This is a genomic window from Pseudomonas sp. WMBT8 (assembly GCF_050916005.1).
In the GTDB taxonomy this organism is placed as follows: domain Bacteria; phylum Pseudomonadota; class Gammaproteobacteria; order Pseudomonadales; family Pseudomonadaceae; genus Aquipseudomonas.
This window is the reverse complement of sequence record NZ_CP188096.1, coordinates 1,640,802-1,665,225: the sequence shown is the minus strand read 5'-3', so window position 1 is coordinate 1,665,225 and position 24,424 is coordinate 1,640,802. Positions and strand designations below refer to the sequence as shown.

Genomic DNA, 24,424 nt, shown 5'->3' with positions numbered 1-24,424 from the left:
GATCTCTCCACTAACTGTGTTGGAAAAGCTCAGGGCGCCGGCGGCTCAGTAGGAGCATTTACCGGCGTTTGTGGCCTGGACCTGGAAAATAAGTGAGAATGCGGCCCACTGTGGGACGGCAAAATCGCGCCTATCATATCCAAGATTCGTCATCAGCTTAAGGCCCAAGGCTCAAATGAAACGATCTGCTTTCTTTATCTCCGATGGCACCGGCATTACCGCCGAAACCCTGGGTCAGAGCCTGCTGGCGCAGTTCGAAAGCATTACCTTTGCCAAATTTACCCGGCCTTATATCGATAACGTGGATAAAGCGCGGGCCATGGTACAACAAATCAATCTGGCCGCCGAAAAAGACGGTGTGCGCCCGATCATTTTCGACACCATCGTCAATCAGGACATCCGTGAGATCCTCGCGACCTCCAATGGTTTCATGATCGACATCTTCTCGACCTTCCTAGCGCCCCTGGAACAGGAGTTGAGCGAACACTCCTCGTACTCCGTAGGCAAGTCCCATTCCATTGGCCACAACTCCAACTACATGGAGCGGATCGAGGCGGTCAACTTCGCCCTGGACAACGACGACGGCGCCCGCACCCATTACTACGACAAGGCCGACCTGATCCTGGTCGGCGTGTCGCGCTGCGGCAAGACCCCGACCTGCCTGTATATGGCCATGCAATTCGGCATCCGCGCGGCCAACTACCCGCTGACCGAGGACGACATGGAGCGCCTGCAACTGCCGGCGGTGCTGCGCACCCATCAGCACAAGCTGTTCGGCCTGACCATCGACCCGGACCGCCTGACAGCGATACGTAATGAACGCAAGCCCAACAGCCGCTATTCGAGCTATGCCCAGTGCGAGTTCGAGGTGCGGGAAGTGGAAAATCTATTCCGTCGGGAGAACATTGCACACATCAATTCCACGCATTTTTCGGTGGAAGAGATTTCGGCGAAGATCCTTGTGGAAAAGGGCGTCGAGCGGCGCTTCAAGTAATTTGCATTGCTTGAGCCAGCTCCCATATTTGATCGGGTTCACACGTCAAATGCGGGAGCTGCGGTGGGACAATTCGACTTGCCTGCGATCAACGATAACCCAGCCTCACAGATGAAACCGGTCCCCACCCTGGCCCAGCGCCGTGGCCAGCGCATCAAACCCTGCCCTTAGCAGCTGATCATCCCCAGACGTATTGCAGATACTCGCCCGAATAAACTGCGGCACGGCCGTCTGCCCCACGGCGAAGGCCTCGGCCGTCGCGATCAGGTAATTGTTCTGCTTGAGCTCAGCCTCGATTTCCGACGCACGCCATGGCTCCGGGACTTCAATCCAGAAGTGCGGGCTATTGGGGTGCGTCCGGTATTCCAGGCCGCTCAGCAGGTCCTCGACCAACGCCTTGCGCCGGCTGATTTCGTGGATCTGCTGACGCAACAGATGCGCTGCCGTGCCGTTTTCAATCCACTGCGTGGCCAGTTCCAGGGTCACAGGGGTGGCCATCCAACAGGTTGAGCGCAGCGCTGCGGAAATACGGCTGACCAACGCCGGCGGCGCATGCACATACCCCACGCGCAAGCCCGCCGATACCGCCTTGCTCAGGCTGCTGATCAGAATCGTGCGCTCCGGGGCAAAATGACTCAGGGGCGGCGGGCGATCCTCCACCAACACACCATGGGCCTCGTCCTCCAGGATCAGCAGGTTGTGCTCACGGCAGACCCTGACCAGCGCCTCGCGACGGGCAACCGACAAGACCGCCGTCGTCGGATTCTGGATAGTCGGCGTGCAGTACAGGGCAGAAACCCGGTGATTACGACACACCTCCTCCAGGGCCGTCGGCAGCACACCCTCCTCGTCCATTTCCAGGCCGATCAGGCGGATGCCAAGCATCCGTGCGGCAGTGATCAGGCCGGGATAGGTCAACTGCTCGGTGACGACCGTATCGCCCGCGCGCACCAACGCCATCAACGCGCACAACAAACCGTGCTGGCCGCCGTTGACACAGATGACCTGCTCGGGAATCGGATGAAAATCACGCTGCACCAACCATTGCGCGCCCGCCGCGCGGTAGCGGGGCAAGCCGGCGTCCGGGGTGTAGGCACTGATGTCCTGCAGGAACTTGGCATTGGTGGCCAGGGTTTCAAAGCTCTGGGCCAGGAACGTGGTCTCCTGCCCCGGGATGTGCATATTGCGGCTCATATCGAAGTACTGGCGCGGTTCCTCGCTGACGTTGCGAAAGCCTTCGTCGCGCTGGCGCTCCATCCCACGCTTGCGCACGAATGTGCCGTCGCCCACCCGCGCCACCACCAGGCCCAGGCGTTCCAGTTCGCCGTAGGCGCGGCTGATCGTGCCGATGGTCACCCCCAGGTTGTCGGAAAGCACCCGATGAGGCGGCAGTTTGCGCCCTGGTTCGATCAAGCCCTCGAGGATGCCCCGCTCCATCACATCAGACAGGCGTTTGTACTTCACGCCCTGCCCACTGGACAGTCCCTCTCGCATAATTGACACCATGTCAATATTTGTTTTGACAGCCATCATTCGCCCTAATAGTGTGCTTTTACGGGTTCAATCACCGGGTGAAACCTCTAATTACAAGTCCAATATAGAGTTCAATTCCGGCTCAGGGAAGCAATAAACGATGCCAATGTCCGCCGTTCTCGAAAATTCCGAAAAAACCAAATCCCCCAAACAATGGCTGGCTGGCCTGATCACCAGTGTGATGTTCCTGATTGTCTGCCTAAGCTGGGGCACCACCTGGCTGGGGATCAAGATCGCCGTGGAAAGCGTGCCGCCCCTGACGTCGGCGGGCCTGCGCTTTTTGATCGCCTTCCCGCTGTTCCTGTGTTTTGCCTTCCTGCGTCGCGAGCCGATCCTGTTTCCACGGGAAAGCCGCTGGTTCTTTGTGTTCGTGACCCTTTGCTATTTCAGCGTGCCCTACTACCTGCTCAACTATGGCGAGATGCACGTCTCGTCCGGCCTCACCGCCCTGCTGTTCAGTTGCATGCCGGTGTTCATCCTGATCTTCTCCGCGCTGTTCCTGCGCGAGCGCATCTACTTTTCCCAGGTCGTGGGGATCGGCATCGGTTTCGCCAGCCTGTACATGATCATCAAGAGCCAGGGGCTGCACCTTGACCATGCCGAGTTCTTTGGCGTCCTGGCCATTCTGAGCGCCGCGATCATGCATGCCTTGTGCTATGTCATTACCAAGCAAAAAGGCAGCGCCATCAGTGTGATCACCTACAACACCCTGCCCATCGGGATTGCCGGGCTGATGCTGTTCGTCGCCGGGCTGTGGTTTGAATCACCGACCTTCGAGGCCATTACCCTGCGTTCCTGGAGCGCCCTGTTCTACCTGGGCCTGGTGGCCTCGGTCGGTGGGTTTATCGTGTACTTCATGCTGCTCAAGCGCCTGAGCCCGATCATCCTGTCGTTCGTCTTCATTATTTTCCCGGTGTTCGCCGTGATCATCGGCGCCTGGTACGAAGGCCTGGAACTGTCCCGGGACCTGATGCTGTATTCGGCGATCCTGCTGGTCGGCTTTGCCATCACCAAGTTGCCGATCGAAAAGCTGCTGGCAAAACCCAATTGACCCTTTCCCCACCACGCGAGAGAAACATGGACGTCCTCCGCCAAACCGCCCTGGCACAGATCTACGCCCACGCCAGCAGCACCTACCCCGAAGAGTGCTGCGGCTTTGTCTTCGCCGACGGCAGTGTGTACCTGGGCAGCAATATCCAGAACGAGTTACACCGCAAGAACCCCGAGGCCTACCCCCGCAGCGCGGCCAACGGCTACACCTTCTCGGTGACCGACACGCTGCTGATGAACAAGGCCTTTCGCACGGATAACCCGGTGGTGGTGATCTACCACTCCCACCCGGATGTCGGTGCCTATTTCAGCGACGAGGATCAGGACAAGGCCCTCTACATGGGGGAACCGATCTACCCCGTCAGCTACCTGGTGGTGGATGTCCGCCAAGGCAAGGCCCTTGGGTCGAAGCTGTTTGCCTGGGATGGCACGCACTTCGCCCTCACCCCCTTCAACGACCTGCAAACGGAGTTGTACATGAACGCTGTCTCTTTCCCCGACATCCTGGCCCGTGTGGCCAAGTTGCCAGAATCGACCCTCGAGGGTGCCGGATCGACATTGCGCGAAGTCATTGAAGGCCTCTGTGCCCGCTACCCGCAGCTACGGGCGCACCTGTTCCACGAAAACAACGGTCGACTCAAGGAACATTTCCTGTTCACGGCCGGGGAAGAACTGATCGGCCCCGACGAGCCGCTGCCCGAGAAAGCCAGGATCGAAGTGCTGCTCGCCACCTCCGGCGGCATCGACATCGAGTCCCTGAGCAACGAGGAAGTGCAGCGCTATGTGCGCCATATCACCCTGCCCGGCGTCGGCCGCGAAGGGCAACTGAACCTGAAGAAAGCCAAGGTGCTGATCATCGGTACCGGTGGCCTGGGCTCGCCCATCAGCCTGTACCTGGCCGCAGCCGGCATCGGCACCCTGGGGCTGGTGGACTTCGATGTGGTGGAAAGCAGCAACCTGCAACGCCAGGTCGTGCACGGCAACAGCACCCTGGGCCTGCCCAAGGTCGAATCCGCCAAGCGCCGGCTGCAGGACCTCAACGCCCATATCCGAATCAACACCTACGACACCGCGCTGAATGCCGACAACGCCCTGGAACTGGTCGGCGCCTACGACCTGGTGATCGACGGTACTGACAACTTCGAGACCCGCTACCAGGTCAATGATGCCTGCGTACAGTTGGGCAAGCCGTTGGTGTACGGCGCGATCTACCGCTTCGACGGCCAGATCAGCGTGTTCAACTATCAAGGCGGGCCCTGCTACCGCTGCCTGTACCCCCACGCGCCACCCGCGGAACTGGCGCCCAATTGCAGCGCCGGTGGGGTGATCGGTGTATTGCCCGGTGTGGTCGGGATGATCCAGGCCACCGAGGCGATCAAGCTGTTGATCGGCCTCGGCGAATCCTTGTCCGGCCGGTTGATGCGTTTTGATGCCCTGGCCATGAAATTCAGTGAACTGCGTTTCAAGCGCCGCGCCGACTGCCCGTGCTGTTCCGACTTGCGTGAAGAACACCAACCCGCCGCCGTGTGTGCCGATACCCTCCGCGGCACCCAGGGCCTGGCAGAAGAGCACTACATCAAGCCCCAGGTGCTCAAGCAACTGCTGGAGCAGCGCCGCAGCGCCGATATCCTGCTGGATGTACGCGACGCCAGCGAGCTGGAGGTCTGCCAACTGCCCGGCGTGGTGCACATCCCCCTGGCCCAGCTCGACGAGCAACTCGATACCCTCAGCCGTGACAACACCCATTACCTGATCTGCTATGCCGGCAGCCGCGCCGAGCAAGCCGCCAGTACGTTGCTGGCCGCAGGCTTTGCCAACACCCGGGTGCTGCAAGGCGGCATGAAACACTGGGTACGCGACGTCGAACCCGACATGCCGTTGTACTGACCACAGGCCTTGGGGTACTTATCCGATGCTGCATAACTCCATACTCGACGCCATTGGCCAAACGCCTATCGTGCGCCTGGAACAATTCTCCGAAGACCTCGGTATCGAGGTCTTCGCCAAGCTTGAATCCCTGAACCCGGGCGGTAGCCACAAGGCACGGATTGCCCTGGGAATGATCCTCGACGCCGAGCGCCGGGGCATCCTGATTCGCGATTCGGGGCAAACCATCATCGAACCCAGCGGTGGCAACACGGGCATCGGCCTGGTGATGGCCGGCAACGTGCTGGGCTACAAAGTGGTGCTGGTGATTCCCGACAACTACAGCCCCGAAAAGCAAAAGCTGCTGCGCCTGTATGGCGCCAAGGTGGTGCTGTCCGATAGCCGCCTGGGCAACAACTCCCATGGCGAAAAGTGCATGGAGTTGCAGCTGGAAAACCCCAGCTTCGTCATGCTCAACCAACAGCGCAACGGCGCCAACCCCCAGACCCACCGCGACACCACCGCCCCGGAAATCATCCGTGCCTTTGGCGAGCGCCAGGTCGACTATTTCGTCAGCGGGATAGGCACCGGGGGCCACATCACCGGGATCGGTGAAACCCTCAAGGCCACCTGGCCGCAGATCCGCGTGATGGGCGTGGAGCCCGAGGAGTGCGACCTGCTCAGTGATAGCCATGCGCCGCATCATATCCAGGGCCTGTCCATCGGCCTGATCCCGAGCATTCTCAACCTGAACGTGCTGGACGGCATGCTCAAGGTCTCGCGCCTCGATTGCCTGGAAATGATGAAACGCATCATGCGTACCGATGCCATCAGCCTGGGGCTGTCGTCGGCCGCCAATATGGTGGCCATCGCCAAGCTCGCACCGGAACTGCCCACCGACACCGTCGTCCTGACCATGGTGTACGACAGCGCCGACAGTTATCTGCCCTGCTTCGAATAACGACAATTACGGGGGTGCCTTCCATGGGAGGCTTTATCGACATGCAACAGCTGCACGATGAGCTGCTGACCCACCTCATCAAGACCCTGTCGCCGGCGCAGATGGCACAGTTGCAGCCACACCTGGCGGCGTTGATCCAGCCCGCCGCGCAGGAGGTGGCCGAGGACTTGATCGCCTATGCCTGGCGCGATCCGGCGTCCAGGGGCCGCGGCGAACTGATCCTGGAGTCCTACGCCTCATTCAAGGCCGTGCTGTATTACCGGCTGGCGCATCGGGTATGGAATCTACCCGACCAGGCCCACGGCCAGTTCTGTGCGATCGCGCTGACGTTGAGCAACCAGGGCAAGATCCTGTCCGGCGCCGAAATCCACCCCGCCGCCCGCATTGGCCGGCGCTTCGTTCTGGATCATGGCTTTGGCACGGTGGTCGGCGAGACCTGCGAGATCGGCAATGACTGCTACATCCTGTGTGGCGTGACCCTGGGCGCCCGGGGCATCGCCAACAACCCGGACGGCAAGCGTCACCCACGCCTGGGCAACAACGTGGAAGTCGGCGCGGGCGCGAGGGTGCTCGGGTATGTGCTGATTGGCGACAACGTGTTTATCAGCCCCTCCTGTGTCATCACCCAGGACGTGCCCGCGGGCACCAAGGTCAAGGTGGTCAACCAGATCCAGTTGCAGAAAAACGACGAAGCTGACGCCAGCAATTACCTCGGGGCATTTGCCCTCGACGAGCGCCTGCACGTGGTCGGCGAAGTCAACATCAGCCACCGGGTCACGGTGCTGGATGCCGACTTCCACCCACTGTCAGGCCTGGTGCTGGAGCCCACGGTCAAGGAGCGTCATCACCTGCAGTTTCGCCTGCGCACGCTGCAGGCCCCCACCTACCCCCCGCGCCTGCCGCTGAACCTGAAGGTGTGCGGACCGAGGTTCGAGGTCACCCTGCTCTCCCCACCCGGGCTGAGCGCAATGGTGCGGCGCCTGCTGCAAACCAGCCCACTGATCGTTGGAGGATGAACATGTCCGTACACACCATGGAAACCTTGGCGCTGTTCGACAGCGCGCCTTACCAGAACGCCTTCAGCGCCCGGGTAATCGCCGTCAGCGAACAGGGCGTGGCCCTCGAACACACGCTGTTCTACCCCACCGGCGGTGGGCAACCCGGCGATACCGGTTACTTCACCCTGCCGGACGGCAGCCGGGTCAATGTGACCGGCACCGTACGCGACCCGGTCCTGCGCTCGATCATCTGGCACCAAGTGGAACACTGCCCCGAGTCATTGCGTGCGGGGGTACAGGTAGATGCCGGCCTGGACTGGGAGCGTCGCTACCAACACATGAAAATGCACACCTGCCTGCATCTGTTATGCTCGATCATCGACGCACCGGTAACCGGTTGCAGCATCAGCGCCGACAAGGGCCGCCTGGACTTCGACCTGCCGGAAATGACCCTCGACAAGGAAAGCATCACCCGCGACCTCAATGCCTTGATCGAGCAGGCCCATGGGGTCAAGTCGCTGTCGATGCCGGCCTCCGAATATTCCACCCTGCTGCAAATCACCCGCACCCAGGCCGTCGCGCCTCCGGTGATCCAGGGCGCGGTACGGGTGATAGAAATTGCCGACATCGATATCCAGCCGTGTGGCGGCACCCATGTGGTCAACACCGAGGAAATCGGTCGTGTGTTCTGCGAAAAAATCGAGAAGAAGAGCAAGCACAACCGACGGGTGATCCTGCGGTTCGAGTGAATCGGCAAGCAGCCAACAGGGAGGCCCAGCCTCCCCTTATCGACGCGTTTGCCCTTACTTCGACTGGGCTTTGACCTGGGCACTCAATTGCGCTATTTGCTGTTGCAGTTGGGAAATCACCTGGGTGAACTCAGTCATCATTTGATCGATGCGAGCGCGCAATTGCTCGTTCTCGCGCATAAGATCATCAACACTGCGGGCCGACGGCGCCGTGGCTTCATCGGCCTGGGCCGATGGGGTGGCGCCCTTGGCACGGGGCGCTTGCTCAGCCGGCGCAGAGTCCGCCGCGGTATTGCTGTCAGCCTTCGGGCCTGCGCTAGGAGCCTGGTTTGCGGAAGTACCGGCCCCCGTTATTTTCTGGCTCAACGCCTGGATCTGCTCTTGCAGCCTGGTAACCACCGTCGTGAACTGGGTTTGCAACCGCTCGACCGTTTCACGCAGTTGGTCGTTTTCAGCAGTCAACTGCTCAAGATTACCCGGCGCTTCGGGGCCTGAAGCCGGCGTACTTTCTGCGTGGGCCGATGCTGCAGGCGCTGTTCCGTCCTGCTGCACCGCTGTGCTGTCCTGCCGAGCCGCTGGTTTTTCACCCGCGCCCTGATTGGATGGAGCGTCCTCTTTCTGCGGTTTTTGCATCGTGTTGACTTGCTGAGTCAGCTCAGCCACTTGCTGCTGCAGCGCGGTGATTATCGGCGAGAACCTGGCCACCAACTGGTTAAGCTGGTCGCGCAGCTGATTGTTTTGCTGGGAAAGCTGAGCGAGCTGGGCCGGGGCGGTATTGGTCGCAGATGACGGTGAGTTGACCAAGCCCTTGTGGGCCGCAAACTGCCCGCGCTGCTGTGCAGTCATAGGCTTTCGAGGGGATGCTGAATCTGCTGGAGTCTGGCCGGGAGTCTGGGTTTTGGCGCTGTTTTCTGGCGGCGCGGATGCAGGCTTGGAGGGCATTTCATAGCCGTGGTAGGGCGCGTACTGCTGCTGGTTTACGCTAGTCATGGCGAACCTCTCATTTAATTCACAGGTATTGCTTGCCAGACGACCCGGTACAAAAGGTCATCTGGCTACCTGATTGGCAATTATCTGAAGACGGTTCCGAAGATGTAGGACATACGATTGGCAAAGTGTGTCGACTGCAAATCCTGCCACCTCGCAGCGGCTTTTATTACATCACCCACAGATCCACAAATCGATTCACCGGCGTCCCTTCCAGCCGTGCCTGGTCCTTGCACAGTGCAAAAATCTCAGCGCTGCGCTGCGCAGTGAAACGTGTCGCCAGGTTGGCCTTGAACTTGTCTTCCAGCAACGGAATGCCATCCGCCCGGCGCCGACGATGGCCAATCGGGTATTCCACCGCAACCTGTTCGGTGCTCGAACCATCGGTGAAAAACACCTGCACGGCGTTGGCAATGGAACGCTTGTCAGCTTCCAGGTATTCGCGGCTGTAACGCGGGTCTTCGACGATGACCATTTTTTTGCGTAACTCATCGATGATCGGGTGTGCGGCATGGAATTCATCTTCGTACTGCTCGGCCACCAGGTTGCCAAACGCCAGGGGCACGGCGGTCATGTATTGCAGGCAGTGGTCGCGGTCGGCCGCATTAGCCAGTTGGCCGACCTTGGAAATGATGCGAATGGCCGACTCGTGGGTGGTGATCACGATGCGCTCGATTTCATGCAAGCGCTGCTTGACCTGCGGGTGCAAGGTGACGGCGGCTTCACAGGCGGTCTGGGCGTGGAATTCGGCGGGAAAGCTGATCTTGAACAGCACGTTTTCCATCACATAAGTGCCATAGGGCTGGGGCAGGCTGAACGCGCGCTTGTCCTCAGGCTTGAGGGCTAGGTCCTTATTGGTGTGGCTGAACAGCACGTCATAAAAACCCCATTGCGGCGCGCTCAACACACCCGGGATGCCCATTTCGCCGCGCAGGGCGATATCCGCCAGGCGCACGCCACGGCTCGACGCATCCCCCGCCGCCCACGACTTGCGCGACCCGGCATTCGGCGCATGACGGTAAGTGCGCAGCGCCTGCCCATCGACAAACGCCTGGGACAACGCCGCCAGCAGTTGCTCACGATTGGCACCCATCAACTTGGCGCAGACCGCCGTAGAGGCGACTTTGACCAGCAGCACATGGTCGAGGCCGACGCGGTTGAAGGAGTTTTCCAGGGCAATCACGCCCTGGATTTCGTGGGCCATGATCATCGCTTCCAGCACCGCGCGCACGGTCAGCGGCGCCTCGCCATGGGCCACGCGTTTTTGCGACAGGTGATCGGCAACGGCCAGGATGCCGCCGAGGTTATCCGAAGGATGGCCCCATTCGGCAGCGAGCCAGGTGTCGTTGTAATCGAGCCAACGCACGATGCAGCCGATGTCCCACGCGGCCTTGACCGGGTCCAGGCGATAGGACGTACCCGGCACCCGGGCACCGAACGGCACCACTGTGCCTTCGACAATCGGTCCCAAATGCTTGGTGCACTCAGGAAAGCGCAGGGCCAGCAGGCCGCAGCCGAGGGTGTCCATCAGGCAGTTGCGGGCGGTGTCCAGGGCGTCCCGTGAGTCGATGCGGTAGTTGAGGACGTAATCGGCGATGTCCTGCAAAACCTGGTCATAGTCGGGGCGGTTGTTCTGGTCGACGTTGGCGCTCATGGCAGTACTCCAAAATAGGTGGGTGTGTTCCTTCCTCAGGCTCAGGGTTGGTCGTTTGTGGCAGGTCTCTCGCCTGCTCTAATACAAAAATCGAGAAGCCACCGCTAGCCCCCTGTGGGAGCGGGCTTGTGTGGGAGCGGGCTTGCTCGCGAAGACGTCGGCCCAGCAAACATTGACATTGACTGACCCACTGCTTTCGCGGGCAAGCCCGCTCCCACACAAGCCCGCTCCCACATTGGGGCCGGCTTTAGAATGCGTCGCCGGGCACGCGCACGTAGCCTTCCATCAAGACCCGCGCACTGCGGCTCATGATGGCCTTCTTCACCACCCATTCGCCGTTGACCTGGCTGGCCTCTGCGCCCACGCGCAAGGTGCCGGACGGATGCCCGAAGCGCACGGCATTGCGTTCCACACCGCCCGCCGCGAGGTTGACCAGTGTCCCGGAAATCGCCGCCGCCGTGCCAATCGCCACCGCGGCCGTGCCCATCATCGCGTGGTGCAGCTTGCCCATGGACAGCGCCCGCACCAGCAGGTCCACATCGCCGGCCTTGATCGCCTTGCCACTGGAGGCCAGGTAATCCGCAGGCTTGGCCACGAACGCCAGCTTCGGTGTGTGCTGGCGCTGGGCCGCTTCGTCCAGGTGCTTGATCAGGCCCATGCGCAACGCCCCATGGGCCCGCACTGTCTCGAACATGGCCAGGGCTTTCGGATCGCTATTGATCGCGCCTTGCAGCTCGGTGCCGGTGTAGCCGAGGTCTTGCGCGTTGATAAAAATCGTCGGGATCCCCGCGTTGATCAGCGTCGCCTTGAAGGTGCCGACACCCGGCACTTGCAGGTCGTCGATCAGGTTGCCGGTGGGGAACATCGAACCGCCGCCGCCCTCTTCTTCGGCTGCCGGGTCGAGGAATTCCAGTTGCACTTCGGCCGCCGGGAAGGTCACGCCATCCAGCTCGAAGTCGCCGGTTTCCTGCACCGCGCCGTCGGTGATCGGCACATGGGCGATGATGGTCTTGCCGATATTCGCCTGCCAAACCCGCACCACGGCCACGCCGTTAGAGGGGATACGCGCAGCGTCCACCAGGCCAGCACTGATGGCGAATGCACCCACCGCTGCCGACAGGTTGCCGCAGTTGCCGCTCCAGTCGACAAAAGGCTTGTCGATGGACACCTGGCCAAACAGGTAGTCCACGTCATGCTCGGCGCGGGTGCTCTTGGCGAGGATCACGGTTTTGCTGGTGCTCGACGTGGCACCGCCCATGCCGTCGATCTGCTTGTCATAGGGGTCGGGGCTGCCGATCACCCGCAGCAGCAGGGCATCGCGCGCCGCCCCCGGGACCTGGGCCGATTCGGGCAAGTCCTTGAGGTTGAAAAACACGCCCTTGCTGGTGCCGCCACGCATGTAGGTGGCGGCGATCTTGATTTGCGCTACGTGTGTCATGGTTATCCTCTTCAGGCGGTCGCCGCCGATTCCAGGAAGTCCTGGGCAAAACGCTGCAACACGCCGCCCGCCTCGTAGATCGACACTTCTTCGGCGGTGTCCAGGCGGCAGGTCACTGGCACTTCGACACGTTCGCCATTCTTGCGGTTGATCACCAGGGTCAACTGCGCACGCGGGGTGCGCTCGCCGATTACGTCATAGGTTTCGCTGCCATCGATCTGCAGGGTCTTGCGGTCGGTGCCCGGCAAAAACTCCAGGGGCAGCACGCCCATGCCCACCAGGTTGGTGCGGTGGATGCGTTCGAAGCCTTCGGCGGCAATCGCTTCCACACCCGCCAGGCGCACGCCCTTGGCCGCCCAGTCGCGGGACGAACCCTGGCCGTAGTCGGCGCCGGCAATGATGATCAGCGGCTGCTTGCGCTCCATGTAGGTTTCGATGGCTTCCCACATCCGCGTGACCCGGCCTTCGGGTTCGATGCGCGCCAGGGAACCCTGCTTGACCTTGCCGTTTTCCTGGACCATTTCATTGAACAGCTTGGGGTTGGCAAAGGTCGCGCGCTGGGCGGTCAGGTGGTCGCCACGGTGTGTTGCATAGGAGTTGAAGTCGACTTCCGGCAAGCCCATTTTCGCCAGGTACTCGCCGGCGGCACTGTCGAGCATGATCGCGTTGGACGGCGACAGGTGGTCAGTGGTGATGTTGTCCGGCAGCACCGCCAGCGGGCGCATGCCCTTGAGCGGACGCGCACCGGCCAGGGCGCCTTCCCAGTACGGCGGACGACGGATGTAGGTGCTTTGCGGGCGCCAGTCGTATAGCGGGGTGACTTTCGGGCCGGTGTCTTCATGGATCGCGAACATCGGGATGTAGACCTGGCGGAACTGCTCAGGCTTGACCGAGGCCTTGACCACCGCGTCGATTTCTTCGTCGCTCGGCCAGATGTCCTGCAGGCGGATTTCCTTGCCACTCGCGTCCAGGCCCAGTACGTCTTTTTCGATATCGAAACGGATGGTGCCGGCAATCGCGTAGGCCACCACCAGCGGTGGCGACGCCAGGAACGCTTGCTTGGCGTACGGGTGGATGCGCCCGTCGAAGTTGCGGTTACCCGAGAGCACGGCGGTGGCGTACAGGTCGCGGTCGATGATTTCTTGCTGGATCACCGGGTCGAGTGCACCGGACATGCCGTTGCAGGTGGTGCAGGCGAAGGCAACGACACCAAAACCCAACTGCTCCAACTCGCTGGTCAGCCCGGCTTCGTCGAGGTACATAGCCACGGTTTTCGAACCCGGGGCCAGGGATGACTTGACCCACGGCTTGCGGGCCAGCCCCAGCTTGTTGGCATTGCGCGCCAGCAGGCCGGCGGCGATCACGTTGCGCGGGTTGCTGGTGTTGGTGCAACTGGTAATGGCAGCGATGATCACCGCGCCGTCGGGCATTTGCCCCGGCACGTCATCCCATTGCCCGGAAATGCCCTTGGCCGCCAGGTCGCTGGTAGCCACACGTGCATGCGGGTTGCTCGGGCCGGCCATATTGCGCACGACGCTGGACAGGTCAAAGCTCAGGCCACGCTCGTATTGCGCCCCCTTGAGGTCATCGGCCCACAGGCCGGTGTGCCGTGCGTACTGCTCGACCCGGGCGACTTGTTCGTCTTCGCGACCGGTGAGCTTGAGATAGGCGATGGTCTGCGCGTCGATGTAGAACATCGCCGCCGTGGCGCCGTATTCCGGGGCCATGTTGGAGATGGTGGCGCGGTCGCCCAGGGTCAGGGCCGAAGCGCCTTCACCGAAGAACTCCAGCCAGGCACCGACGACTTTCTGCTGGCGCAGGAACTCGGTCAGGGCCAGCACCATGTCGGTGGCGGTGATGCCCGGTTGCAGCTTGCCCGTCAGTTCGACGCCAACGCTTTCCGGCAGGCGCATCCACGACGCGCGGCCAAGCATCACACTTTCGGCTTCCAGGCCGCCGACGCCAATGGCAATCACGCCCAGGGCGTCGACGTGGGGGGTGTGGCTGTCGGTGCCGACGCAAGTATCCGGGAAGGCCACGCCGTCACGCACCTGGATCACCGGGGACATTTTCTCCAGGTTGATCTGGTGCATGATGCCGTTGCCCGGCGGGATCACATCGACGTTCTTGAAGGCCTTTTTGGTCCACTCGATAAAGTGGAAACGGTCTTCGTTGCGGCGGTCTTCGATGGCGCGATTTTTCTCGAAGGCCTGTGGGTCAGAACCACCGGCCTCGACCGCCAGGGAGTGGTCGACGATCAGTTGGGTCGGCACCACCGGGTTGACCTGGGCCGGGTCCCCCCCTTGCAGGGCGATGGCATCACGCAGGCCGGCGAGGTCCACCAGGGCGGTCTGGCCGAGGATGTCATGGCATACCACACGGGCCGGGAACCAGGGAAAGTCGAGGTCGCGCTTGCGTTCGATCAACTGGCTCAGGGACGCGTTGAGCGTCGCCGGGTCGCAGCGGCGCACCAGGTTTTCGGCGAGCACGCGGGAGGTGTAGGGCAGCGTGGCGTAGGCACCGGGGGTGATGGCCTCGACAGCCGCACGGGCGTCGAAGTAATCCAGGCGGCTGCCGGGGAGCGGTTTGCGAAATTCAGTGTTCATCGTCAGGACTCGGTCACGGTAGTTACAGAAGGAAGACCTGTACCGACCCAGAATTGGAATGAGGTCAAAATGTGGGAGCGGGCTTGCTCGCGAATGTGGTGTGTCATTCAACACATTCAGTGACTGTTACCCCGCATTCGCGAGCAAGCCCGCTCCCACACTTCTGATTCGGTTACCAATTCGGGATTGTCGGTCTCCTCATTCAGCGACGTTCGATTGGCACGAACTTGCGCTGCTCGACGCCGATGTACTCGGCGCTTGGACGGATGATGCGGTTGTTGGCACGCTGCTCGAACACATGCGCCGCCCAGCCGGTGAGGCGCGAGCAGACGAAGATAGGCGTGAACAGCTTGGTCGGGATGCCCATGAAGTGGTACGCCGAGGCATGGTAGAAGTCGGCGTTGGGGAACAGTTTTTTCTGTTCCCACATGGTTTTGTCGATGGCTTCGGAGACCGGGAACAGCACCTTGTCGCCCACTTCATCGGCGAGTTTTTTCGACCAGCCCTTGATCACTTCATTACGCGGGTCGTTGTCTTTATAGATCGCGTGGCCAAAGCCCATGATCTTGTCCTTGCGCTCCAACATGCCAAGGGTGCCTTTCACGGCTTCTTCGGCCGAGGAGAAACGCTCGATCATTTCCATCGCCGCTTCGTTGGCGCCGCCATGCAGCGGGCCGCGCAGCGAGCCGATGGCGGCGGTGACGCAGGAATACAAGTCGGACAGGGTCGAGGCACACACACGAGCGGTGAAAGTCGAGGCGTTGAACTCGTGCTCGGCGTACAGGATCAGCGACACGTTCATGACTTTTTCGTGCAGCGGGCTCGGCTTCTCGCCGTGCAGCAGATGCAGGAAATGCCCACCGATGCTCGGCTCGTCGGTCACGCAGTCGATGCGCTTGCCGTCATGGCTGAAGCGGTACCAGTAGCACATGATCGCCGGGAACGCGGCCAGCAGGCGGTCGGTGACATCGCGCTGCACGCTGAAGTCTTGTTCCGGCTCGATGTTGCCGAGGAACGAGCAACCGGTGCGCATCACGTCCATCGGGTGGGCGTCGGCGGGGATGCGCTCCAGCACTTCCTTGAGCGCCTGGGGCAGGTCACGCAGCTTGCTCAGCTTGGCGCTGTAGGCCGCCAGCTCGGCCTTGCTCGGCAATTCGCCGTACAACAGCAGGTAGGCGACTTCTTCAAACTGCGCGTCGGCGGCCAGTTCACGCACGTCGTAGCCGCGATAGGTCAGGCCGGCACCGGCCTGGCCCACGGTGGACAGTGCCGTCTGCCCGGCCACCTGGCCACGCAGGCCGGCGCCACTGAGTACTTTTGCTTCAGCCATGGTTCTTCTCCAATTTTGTAGTTATCTGGGAGGCGCTGCGCTTATTTCTTGGCGGCGAACAGCGCGTCGAGCTTCTGCTCGAAGGTGTGGTAGTCAATGCGATCGTAAAGCTCCATGCGGGTTTGCATGGTGTCGATCACGTTCTGTTGGGTGCCGTCGCGACGGATCGCGGTGTAGACGTTCTCGGCGGCCTTGTTCATGGCGCGGAATGCCGACAACGGGTACAGCACGATGGAAACATCGGCAGATTTCAACTGTTCGGTGGTGTACAGCGGCGTCGCGCCGAATTCCGTGATGTTGGCCAGGATCGGCGCCTTCACACGGGAGGCGAACAGCTTGTACATCTCCAGCTCGGTGATGGCCTCGGGGAAGACCATGTCGGCGCCGGCCTCGATGCACGCGGCAGCGCGTTCCAGGGCAGACTCCAGGCCTTCCACGGCCAGGGCGTCGGTGCGCGCCATGATCACGAAGCTGTCATCGGTGCGGGCATCCACGGCAGCCTTGATGCGGTCGACCATTTCCTGCTGCGAGACGATTTCCTTATTCGGGCGATGGCCGCAGCGCTTGGCGCCCACCTGGTCTTCGATATGGATCGCGGCGGCGCCGAACTTGATCATCGACTTGACGGTACGCGCCACGTTGAACGCCGAGGAACCGAAACCGGTGTCCACGTCCACCAGCAGCGGCAGGTCGCATACGTCGGTGATCCGGCGCACGTCGGTCAGCACGTCATCCAGGCCGGTGATGCCCAGGTCCGGCACACCCAGGGAGCCCGCGGCGACACCGCCACCAGACAGGTAAATGGCCTTGAAACCGGCGCGCTTGGCCAGCAAGGCATGGTTGGCGTTGATCGCGCCAACCACTTGCAGCGGGTGTTCGCTGGCTACCGCATCACGGAAACGCTGGCCTGGGGTGCTGTTTTTATCGGAACTCATGACTCACCTCTCGAGGGGGCGCCGTCGGGGAAGTGACGGGCGATATTGCGTTTGGAAGCGCCGATATGACGGCGCATCAACAACTCGGCCAGTTCACCGTCGCGATCGGCAATCGCGTCAAGAATGCGGTGATGCTCGGCAAATGCCTGGCGTGGACGATTGGGGGTGGCGGAGAACTGGATGCGGTACATGCGCACCAGTTGATACAGCTCGCCGCACAGCATCTGGGTCAAGGTGCGGTTACGCGCGCCCTGGATGATCCGGTAGTGAAAGTCGAAGTCGCCTTCCTGCTGGTAATAGCCAACACCGGCCTGGAACGCAGCATCGCGCTCGTGGGTGTGCAGGACCTGGCGCAGCTCCTCGATTTCTGCGTCGGTCATGCGCTCGGCGGCCAGGCGGCAGGCCATGCCTTCGAGGGATTCGCGGATTTCGTAGAGTTCCACCAGTTCCGCCTGGCTCAGGGACACCACCCGCGCGCCGACATGGGGCACGCGCACCAGCAGGCGCTGGCCTTCCAGGCGGTGGATCGCCTCGCGCAACGGGCCACGGCTGATGCCGTAGGTGCGCGCCAGCTCAGGCTCAGAGATCTTGCTGCCGGGGGCTATCTCGCCCTTGACGATGGCGGCCTGGATACGACGGAAGACGTTCTCGGACATCGTCTGGGAATCGTCCTGCCCTGCCACCGGAATTTCCAGCTGATCCAGCATGATTGTCGACACCTTTAAAAGCAATGCCGCAAAAACTAGCCAATCAGCCCCTGATAGTCAAAGAATAAATGCACATTGTCGACAATCGTCTAATAACCCGCCCTGCACGCGACAAGGCATGGCCGGCTGCCAGCGCTGGCGCCAGAAAACCTTCATGTTAGAATGCCCGCCGCATTTGCCTGACATCTCCGGATGAAAAGGCGCACGAGGGAGCTTGCGCAGCAATGCCAGTCGCCTTGAATCAAACATCGCACTGCACCGCCTCAGGATCTATGAGACTCAAGCCCTTCCCCCTATTGTTCTGCCTACTGATGTTTCCGGGCCTTGGCATCGCTGCCGAGAAGACGGTTTACGGCCTCAATGAATACGCCAAGCTGGCGGGCATTGACCTGGAAGTCGCCGCCAAGCTCGACACCGGCGCCAAGACTGCGTCCTTGAGTGCCCGGGATATCAAGCGCTTCAAGCGCAATGGTGAGTCCTGGGTCCGCTTCTACCTGGCCATCGACACCGCCCATTCGCACCCCATCGAGCGCCCCCTGGCCCGCGTCAGCAAGATCAAGCGTCGCGCCGGCGACTACGACCCCGATGAGGACAAGAACTACACCGCCCGTCCGGTGATTGCCCTGGACATCTGCATGGGCACCGCTTTACGCAGCATCGAAGTGAACTTGACTGACCGCAGCGCCTTCCAATATCCGCTGCTGATCGGCTCCGAAGCCTTGAAACGCTTTGATGCGCTGGTCGACCCCAGTCTTAAATACGCAGCGGGCAAACCTGCCTGCGCCACCGACGCTCATACCGCCGAGTAATTCCAATGCGCTCTCTTACTATGCACCTGAAGATTCTGATCGCCGTCCTGGTGGTACTGGGCATTTCGGTCACGGCCTATCAGATCTTCGTCCTCGGCATCCCGGTGACCGAAGACGCCACTGACGACCTGTGGAACATCGACGCCAAGGTCGAGTTCGTCGCCAATGCCAAGGACCCGGTCAAGGTCCAGATGTTCGTGCCGCCCCTGAGCCGCGACTTCGTCAGCCTCAATGAGAGCTTCATCTCCAATAACTATGGGGTGAGCGTCAACCGCATCGACGGCAACCGCAAGGTCACCTGGTCGGCCCGGCGCGCCAAGGGCAACCAGACCCTCTACTACCGCCTGGTGCTGACCAAGCGCTACAGCGGCGAGAAGGTCAAGGTCAAGGGCCCGACCTTCCGCGACAGCATTGCCGTGGAAGGCCCGGAAAAAATCGCCGCCGAGGCCCTGCTGGCACCGATCCGCCAGCACTCGGCCGATGTCGAGACGTTTATCAGCGAAGCCATCAAGCGCACCAACAACCTTAACGACGATAACGTCAAGCTGCTGCTGGCGGGCGATCCGTCGACGCCCCACAAGGCCAAGATCGTCGAGTTGCTGCTGTCCATCGCCCACGTGCCGGTAGAAAAAGTCCACACCATCCGCCTGGTGGCCGACCAACCGCAAACCCCGGAGCTGTGGCTGCGCAGCTTCAATGGCAACGACTGGCTGTACTTCAACCCGGAAACCGGCGAACAGGGCCTGCCCTCGGACCGCCTGCTGTGGTGGACTGGCGATGAAAACCTGATCACCGTCGATGGCGGCAAGAAAGCCGCGGTGACCTTCAGCCTGAACAACAGCGAGATGAACGCGATCCGCCTGGCCAAGCTGACGGACGAGAACACCGACGCCAACTTCCTCGAATACTCGCTCTACGGCCTGCCGCTGCAAACCCAGCAGACCTTCATGATCATGGTGATGATCCCCATTGGCGTGCTGGTGATTCTGATCCTGCGCAACCTGATCGGCCTGCAAACCCTGGGTACATTCACCCCGGTACTGATCGCCCTGGCATTTCGCGAGACGCAGCTGGGCTTTGGCATCGTGCTGTTTACCGTGATTACGGCGCTCGGGCTGTCGCTGCGCTCGTACCTGGAGCACTTGAAGTTGCAGATGCTGCCGAGGCTGTCGGTGGTGCTGACCTTCGTCGTGGTGCTGATTGCGGCCATCAGCCTGTTCAGCCACAAGCTGGGCCTGGAACGCGGCCTGTCGGTGGCGCTGTTCCCGATGGTGATCCTGACCATGACCATCGAACGCCTGTCCATCACCTGGGAAGAGCGCGGTGGCGGCCATGCGATGAAAGTCGCGATTGGCACCCTGTTCGCCGCGTCCCTGGCCCACATCATCATGAGCGTGCCGGAGCTGATCTACTTCGTGTTCACCTTCCCGGCGATCCTGTTGATCCTGGTGGGCTTCATGCTGGCCATGGGTCGCTATCGTGGCTATCGCCTGACCGAGCTGGTGCGTTTCAAGGCCTTCCTCAAGGCTGATTCGTAATGTTCGGGTTCTGGAAGACCTGGAAGGCCCTGGAGGCGCGGGGCATCATGGGCATCAACCGGCGTAATGCCGACTACGTGCTCAAGTACAACAAGCGCAGCCTGTATCCGATTGTCGATGACAAGATCATCACCAAGGAGCGGGCGATTGCGGCCGGGATCCATGTGCCAGAGATGTACGGGATCATTTCCACCGAAAAAGAAATCGACAAGCTCGACGAAATCATTGGTGGCCGCAGCGATTTCGTGATCAAGCCGGCCCAGGGCGCCGGCGGCGACGGCATCCTGGTGATCGCCGACCGCTTTGAAGGGCGCTATCGCACCGTATCCGGCAAGATCATCAGCCACGAGGAAATCGAGCACCAGATCTCCAGCATCCTCACCGGCCTGTATTCCCTGGGCGGCCACCGTGACCGCGCACTCATCGAGTACCGCGTGGTGCCCGACCAGATCTTCAAGAGCATCAGCTACGAAGGCGTGCCGGATATCCGCATCATCGTGTTGATGGGCTACCCGGTGATGGCCATGCTGCGCTTGCCGACCCGCCAGTCCGGCGGCAAGGCCAACCTGCACCAGGGCGCGATTGGTGTCGGTGTGGACCTGGCCACCGGCCTGACCCTGCGCGGCACCTGGCTGAACAACATCATCACCAAGCACCCCGACACCACCAACGCGGTGGACGGTGTGCAACTGCCCAACTGGGACGGTTTCATGAAACTCGCCGCCGGCTGCTACGAGTTGTGCGGGCTGGGTTACATCGGCGTGGACATGGTGCTGGACCAGGAAAAAGGCCCGCTGATCCTGGAACTCAATGCCCGGCCGGGGCTGAATATCCAGATCGCCAACGATTGCGGCCTGACCTTGCGTACCCATGCGGTAGAAGCCCGCCTTGAAGAGCTGAAGGCGGCGGGCGTGACGGAAACGGCTGAAGAACGCGTGCGGTTTGCCCAGGAAATGTTTGGGCATATTCCACCGGTAGAAGGCTGAGTAACCCACCCGGCCGCGCCCCTCAACCAACAATCCCCGACATCCCCTCTAGGAGCAAATCCTACAGGGGACTACAATCCCCTCCCCCGCGCCCATGGCTGATACACCCCCGCATGTCGACCTGCTCCGTACACCCGCTGCCCTACCACGCCAACCCCGCCGAGTATTTTGCGGCGATCCGCCATGCGCCTGGCGCCGTGCTGCTGGACAGTGGCCGGCCGGCAGCCGAGCGTGGTCGTTATGACCTGCTCAGCGCCTGGCCGGAAGCAACGTTGGCGGTGTGGCCGGATGAAAGCGGTAGCGATTTCCTGGAGCGTCTGAGGGAAAACCTGACGCTGCTGGGTGACGCCAGCCTGCCCGCGCCTTATGAACTACCGTTTGCCGGCGGCTTGATCGGCTACCTGAGCTACGACTTTGGCCGCCACCTGGAACAACTCCCGCAGCAGGCAATCGATGACATCGGCCTGCCCGACGCACGTTTTGGCCTCTACTCCTGGGCGTTGATCAGCGACCACCAGGCACGCACCAGCCAATTGGTGTTCCACCCGAAACTGCCGCAAAGCGAACGGCAAAGGCTGCTGGACCTGTTCCGCCACCCTGCCGCCCACACCCCGGCCAGCTTCAAGCTGCACAGCCGAATGACCCCAGACCTGAGCGCCGCCGCCTATGAACAGGCTCTGGCGCGGATCCAGGACTATATCCAGGCGGGTGACTGTTACCAGGTCAACTTTGCCCAACGCTTTCGCGCGGCGTGCAACGGCGATCCCTGGGTCGCCTATTGCGCCTTGCGGGCCGCCTGCCCGACGCCGTTCTCGGGCTTCCAGAGCCTGCCGGATGACGGCGCGGTCGTGAGCCTGTCACCGGAACGCTTCGTGCGGATCAGCCAGCGCCAGGTGGAAACCCGCCCGATCAAGGGCACCCGCCCCCGAGGGCGAACACCCAACGAGGATGCAGCCAACGCCGCCGAACTCCTGGCCAGCCCCAAGGATCGGGCAGAGAACCTGATGATCGTCGATCTGTTGCGCAATGACCTGGGGCGCACCTGCCGCACCGGCTCGGTCAAGGTGCCGGAGCTGTTCAGCCTGGAAAGCTACCCGAATGTGCATCACCTGGTAAGCAGCGTCACGGGCGAGTTGGCTGACGACAAAGACGCCCTGGACCTGATCGCCGGCAGCTTCCCCGGCGGCTCGATTACCGGCGCACCGAAGATCCGTGCAATGCAGATCATCGACGAACTGGAACCGACCCGGCGCGGGCTGTACTGCGGCTCGCTGCTATACCTTGACGTACGCGGCGAGATGGACAGTTCCATCGCCATCCGCAGCCTGCTGGTCAAGGACGGCCAGGTCTGTTGCTGGGGTGGCGGCGGGATCGTCGCCGATTCCCAGTGGCAAGAGGAGTACCAGGAATCGATGACCAAGGTGCGGGTGTTGCTGGAGACGCTGGAAGGGCTGTAAGCGCCTATCCCAAGGAAAGAACCTGAATCAGAACCGCCGTGGACCGTACTGCAGCGCAACAATAGCGTCTGCCGTCCGTGAGGGATCACATGGCGCAACTGCTTGTTGCCCTGATCGTTTTTGTCGCTTGCGCCGTTGAAGCACAGCCCTTTTTCAAGGGCCTCATCGTGAGCAAGCCCACCTTCGACTGCGTTCCCAAAGGATAAACACGGTCGAGGTGGGCTTGCTGGCGATGAGGCATCCAGCCTCGCTAAATCACTTACAGGCTCAACGAACGATTCGAAGCCTTGATGAACTCCCGCTTCAAGTCCTCAAAGGTATGCACCGCCGGAAATTGCGGGAACTCGCGGATCACGTTTTCCGGTGCATGGAACAGAATCCCACGGTCCGCTTCACCGAGCATGGTGGTGTCGTTGTAGGAATCGCCCGCAGCGATGACCCGGTAGTACAGGGTCTTGAAGGCCAGCACCGACTGGCGCTTGGGGTCTTTCTGGCGCAATTGATAGCTCACCACCCGGTCATTTTCATCGGTAATCAGGCGGTGGCAAAGCAGGGTCGGAAAGCCCAGCTGACGCATCAACGGCTGGGAAAACTCATAGAAGGTGTCCGACAGGATCACCACCTGGAAGCGCTCGCGCAGCCAATCGACGAACTCGATCGCACCTTCCAGCGGCTTGAGCGTGGCAATCACTTCCTGGATATCCGACAGCTTCAAGCCGTGCTCGTCGAGAATCCGCAGGCGCTGCTTCATCAGCACGTCGTAGTCGGGAATGTCCCGGGTGGTGGCCCGCAAGGATTCAATACCGGTTTTTTCAGCGAAGGCGATCCAGATTTCCGGAACCAGCACCCCTTCCAGGTCGAGACAGGCAATTTCCACAAGACACTCCCATTTGGATTTTTTTTCAGTTGAGCGAGCAAAAGGACTGCCGAACTCTAGCGATTCGCGCTGGCCGCCGCAACGCAGGGCGGATTTTGTTAACATCCCACTCCTATAGAGCGCTCAGCGCCACTGACCTGTAGGAACCGTCCTGATGAACCAAGCCTTCGACGTCGCTGAACTCGCCGCGACCTATGCCAACAAGTCCGCCCAGGACATCCTCAAGCTGGCGTTCAGCCAGTTCGGCGATGACCTGTGGATTTCCTTCAGCGGTGCCGAGGACGTGGTGCTGGTGGATATGGCCTGGAAACTCAACAAGAACGTCAAGGTCTTCAGCCTCGACACCGGCCGCCTGCACCCGGAGACCTACCGGTTCATCGAGCAGGTGCGTGATTTCTACAAGATCGATATCGAATTGATCTCGCCAGACCAGAGCAAGCTGGAACCCTTCGTCAAGGAAAAGGGCCTGTTCAGCTTCTACAAGGACGGCCATGGCGAATGCTGCGGCGTGCGCAAGATCGAACCGCTGCGCCGCAAACTCTCCGGCGTACGCGCCTGGGCCACCGGCCAGCGCCGCGACCAGAGCCCCGGCACTCGCAGCCAGGTGGCGGCCCTGGAAGTCGATAGCGCGTTCTCCACGCCCGAGCGCACCCTCTACAAGTTCAACCCCCTGGCACAAATGACCAGCGAAGAAATCTGGGGTTATATCCGCATGCTCGAATTGCCGTACAACAGCCTGCACGAACGCGGGTTTATCAGCATCGGCTGCGAGCCCTGCACCCGCCCGGTGCTACCGAACCAGCACGAGCGCGAAGGCCGCTGGTGGTGGGAAGAGGCAACCCAGAAGGAATGTGGGCTGCACGCGGGAAATATCATCAGCAAGGCCTGAAGCCTGGCCTGCCAAGCATGTCGCAACAAACTCGTGTGGGAGCTGGCTTGCCTGTGATCG

General features: G+C 61.4%; 20 protein-coding genes. 11 read left to right on the top strand and 9 right to left on the bottom strand.

Annotated elements, in window-relative coordinates; genetic code table 11:
* Nucleotides 1-175 precede the first annotated feature (175 nt).
* Entirely contained in the window at nucleotides 176-994 is an 819-nt protein-coding gene (ppsR, locus tag ACO77H_RS07365) for a posphoenolpyruvate synthetase regulatory kinase/phosphorylase PpsR (RefSeq protein ID WP_076961191.1), read from the top strand.
* A 105-nt stretch (nucleotides 995-1,099) separates the two neighbouring features.
* On the opposite strand, the gene ACO77H_RS07360 is transcribed toward ppsR, so the two are convergent.
* Nucleotides 1,100-2,524, bottom strand: a complete 1,425-nt coding sequence (locus ACO77H_RS07360) for a PLP-dependent aminotransferase family protein (protein WP_169954246.1) — start codon at nucleotides 2,522-2,524, stop codon at nucleotides 1,100-1,102.
* A gap of 160 nt (nucleotides 2,525-2,684) precedes the next feature.
* Here ACO77H_RS07360 and ACO77H_RS07355 point away from each other — a divergent pair, with 160 nt between their 5' ends.
* From ACO77H_RS07355 to ACO77H_RS07335, 5 genes are read left to right on the top strand one after another with little or no spacing between them, the layout of a single operon-like run.
* Nucleotides 2,685-3,578, top strand: a complete 894-nt coding sequence (locus ACO77H_RS07355; RefSeq protein ID WP_169954285.1) for a DMT family transporter — start codon at nucleotides 2,685-2,687, stop codon at nucleotides 3,576-3,578.
* A 26-nt stretch (nucleotides 3,579-3,604) separates the two neighbouring features.
* A complete protein-coding gene (gene moeB, locus ACO77H_RS07350; RefSeq protein WP_170043303.1) occupies nucleotides 3,605-5,464 on the top strand; it encodes a molybdopterin-synthase adenylyltransferase MoeB in 1,860 nt (619 codons plus the stop codon).
* Between the two features lie 25 nt (nucleotides 5,465-5,489).
* A complete protein-coding gene (locus tag ACO77H_RS07345) occupies nucleotides 5,490-6,404 on the top strand; it encodes a PLP-dependent cysteine synthase family protein (RefSeq protein WP_172313222.1) in 915 nt (304 codons plus the stop codon).
* A 23-nt stretch (nucleotides 6,405-6,427) separates the two neighbouring features.
* Nucleotides 6,428-7,420, top strand: coding sequence for a serine O-acetyltransferase (locus ACO77H_RS07340; RefSeq protein WP_169954249.1), 993 nt, complete (start codon nucleotides 6,428-6,430; stop codon nucleotides 7,418-7,420).
* Nucleotides 7,421-7,422: 2 nt separating this feature from the next.
* Entirely contained in the window at nucleotides 7,423-8,151 is a 729-nt protein-coding gene (locus ACO77H_RS07335) for an alanyl-tRNA editing protein (protein WP_170043301.1), read from the top strand.
* A gap of 54 nt (nucleotides 8,152-8,205) precedes the next feature.
* On the opposite strand, the gene ACO77H_RS07330 is transcribed toward ACO77H_RS07335, so the two are convergent.
* The 7 genes from ACO77H_RS07330 to ACO77H_RS07300 form a co-directional block, all read right to left on the bottom strand.
* Complete coding sequence (locus ACO77H_RS07330; protein ID WP_432755203.1) at nucleotides 8,206-9,141, bottom strand: hypothetical protein; 936 nt, start codon at nucleotides 9,139-9,141, stop codon at nucleotides 8,206-8,208.
* 166 nt (nucleotides 9,142-9,307) lie between these two features.
* Nucleotides 9,308-10,792, bottom strand: coding sequence for a 2-methylcitrate dehydratase (gene prpD, locus ACO77H_RS07325; protein ID WP_172313230.1), 1,485 nt, complete (start codon nucleotides 10,790-10,792; stop codon nucleotides 9,308-9,310).
* A 247-nt stretch (nucleotides 10,793-11,039) separates the two neighbouring features.
* A complete protein-coding gene (gene prpF / locus ACO77H_RS07320) occupies nucleotides 11,040-12,230 on the bottom strand; it encodes a 2-methylaconitate cis-trans isomerase PrpF (RefSeq protein ID WP_169954253.1) in 1,191 nt (396 codons plus the stop codon).
* Between the two features lie 11 nt (nucleotides 12,231-12,241).
* Entirely contained in the window at nucleotides 12,242-14,836 is a 2,595-nt protein-coding gene (gene acnD, locus ACO77H_RS07315; protein WP_432755202.1) for a Fe/S-dependent 2-methylisocitrate dehydratase AcnD, read from the bottom strand.
* 202 nt (nucleotides 14,837-15,038) lie between these two features.
* Nucleotides 15,039-16,166, bottom strand: coding sequence for a bifunctional 2-methylcitrate synthase/citrate synthase (prpC, locus tag ACO77H_RS07310; protein WP_170057721.1), 1,128 nt, complete (start codon nucleotides 16,164-16,166; stop codon nucleotides 15,039-15,041).
* A gap of 41 nt (nucleotides 16,167-16,207) precedes the next feature.
* Nucleotides 16,208-17,101, bottom strand: a complete 894-nt coding sequence (gene prpB, locus ACO77H_RS07305; protein WP_169954256.1) for a methylisocitrate lyase — start codon at nucleotides 17,099-17,101, stop codon at nucleotides 16,208-16,210.
* Nucleotides 17,098-17,808, bottom strand: coding sequence for a GntR family transcriptional regulator (locus ACO77H_RS07300; RefSeq protein WP_169954257.1), 711 nt, complete (start codon nucleotides 17,806-17,808; stop codon nucleotides 17,098-17,100). The genes prpB and ACO77H_RS07300 overlap by 4 nt, the downstream gene beginning before the upstream one ends.
* Nucleotides 17,809-18,080: 272 nt before the next feature.
* Between ACO77H_RS07300 and ACO77H_RS07295 the strand changes: the two genes are divergently transcribed.
* The 4 genes from ACO77H_RS07295 (at nucleotide 18,081) to pabB (ending at nucleotide 22,598) form a co-directional block, all read left to right on the top strand.
* Nucleotides 18,081-18,617, top strand: coding sequence for an ATP-dependent zinc protease family protein (locus ACO77H_RS07295; RefSeq protein ID WP_038442340.1), 537 nt, complete (start codon nucleotides 18,081-18,083; stop codon nucleotides 18,615-18,617).
* 5 nt (nucleotides 18,618-18,622) lie between these two features.
* Complete coding sequence (locus tag ACO77H_RS07290; RefSeq protein WP_169954258.1) at nucleotides 18,623-20,155, top strand: inactive transglutaminase family protein; 1,533 nt, start codon at nucleotides 18,623-18,625, stop codon at nucleotides 20,153-20,155.
* Complete coding sequence (locus ACO77H_RS07285) at nucleotides 20,155-21,141, top strand: alpha-L-glutamate ligase-like protein (RefSeq protein ID WP_170057719.1); 987 nt, start codon at nucleotides 20,155-20,157, stop codon at nucleotides 21,139-21,141. Before ACO77H_RS07290 ends, ACO77H_RS07285 begins: the two co-directional genes overlap by 1 nt.
* 113 nt (nucleotides 21,142-21,254) lie before the next feature.
* Nucleotides 21,255-22,598 carry an aminodeoxychorismate synthase component I gene (gene pabB / locus ACO77H_RS07280; protein WP_169954260.1) on the top strand — a complete coding sequence of 448 codons (1,344 nt, stop codon included), beginning with the start codon at nucleotides 21,255-21,257 and terminating at the stop codon, nucleotides 22,596-22,598.
* A 259-nt stretch (nucleotides 22,599-22,857) separates the two neighbouring features.
* On the opposite strand, the gene thrH is transcribed toward pabB, so the two are convergent.
* On the bottom strand, nucleotides 22,858-23,475 hold the full coding sequence (gene thrH / locus ACO77H_RS07275) for a bifunctional phosphoserine phosphatase/homoserine phosphotransferase ThrH (RefSeq protein ID WP_029298307.1): 618 nt from the start codon (nucleotides 23,473-23,475) through the stop codon (nucleotides 22,858-22,860).
* A 154-nt stretch (nucleotides 23,476-23,629) separates the two neighbouring features.
* On the opposite strand from thrH, the gene ACO77H_RS07270 reads away from it, so the two are divergent.
* On the top strand, nucleotides 23,630-24,364 hold the full coding sequence (locus ACO77H_RS07270; RefSeq protein ID WP_057960355.1) for a phosphoadenylyl-sulfate reductase: 735 nt from the start codon (nucleotides 23,630-23,632) through the stop codon (nucleotides 24,362-24,364).
* The last annotated feature ends 60 nt before the right edge of the window (nucleotides 24,365-24,424 follow it).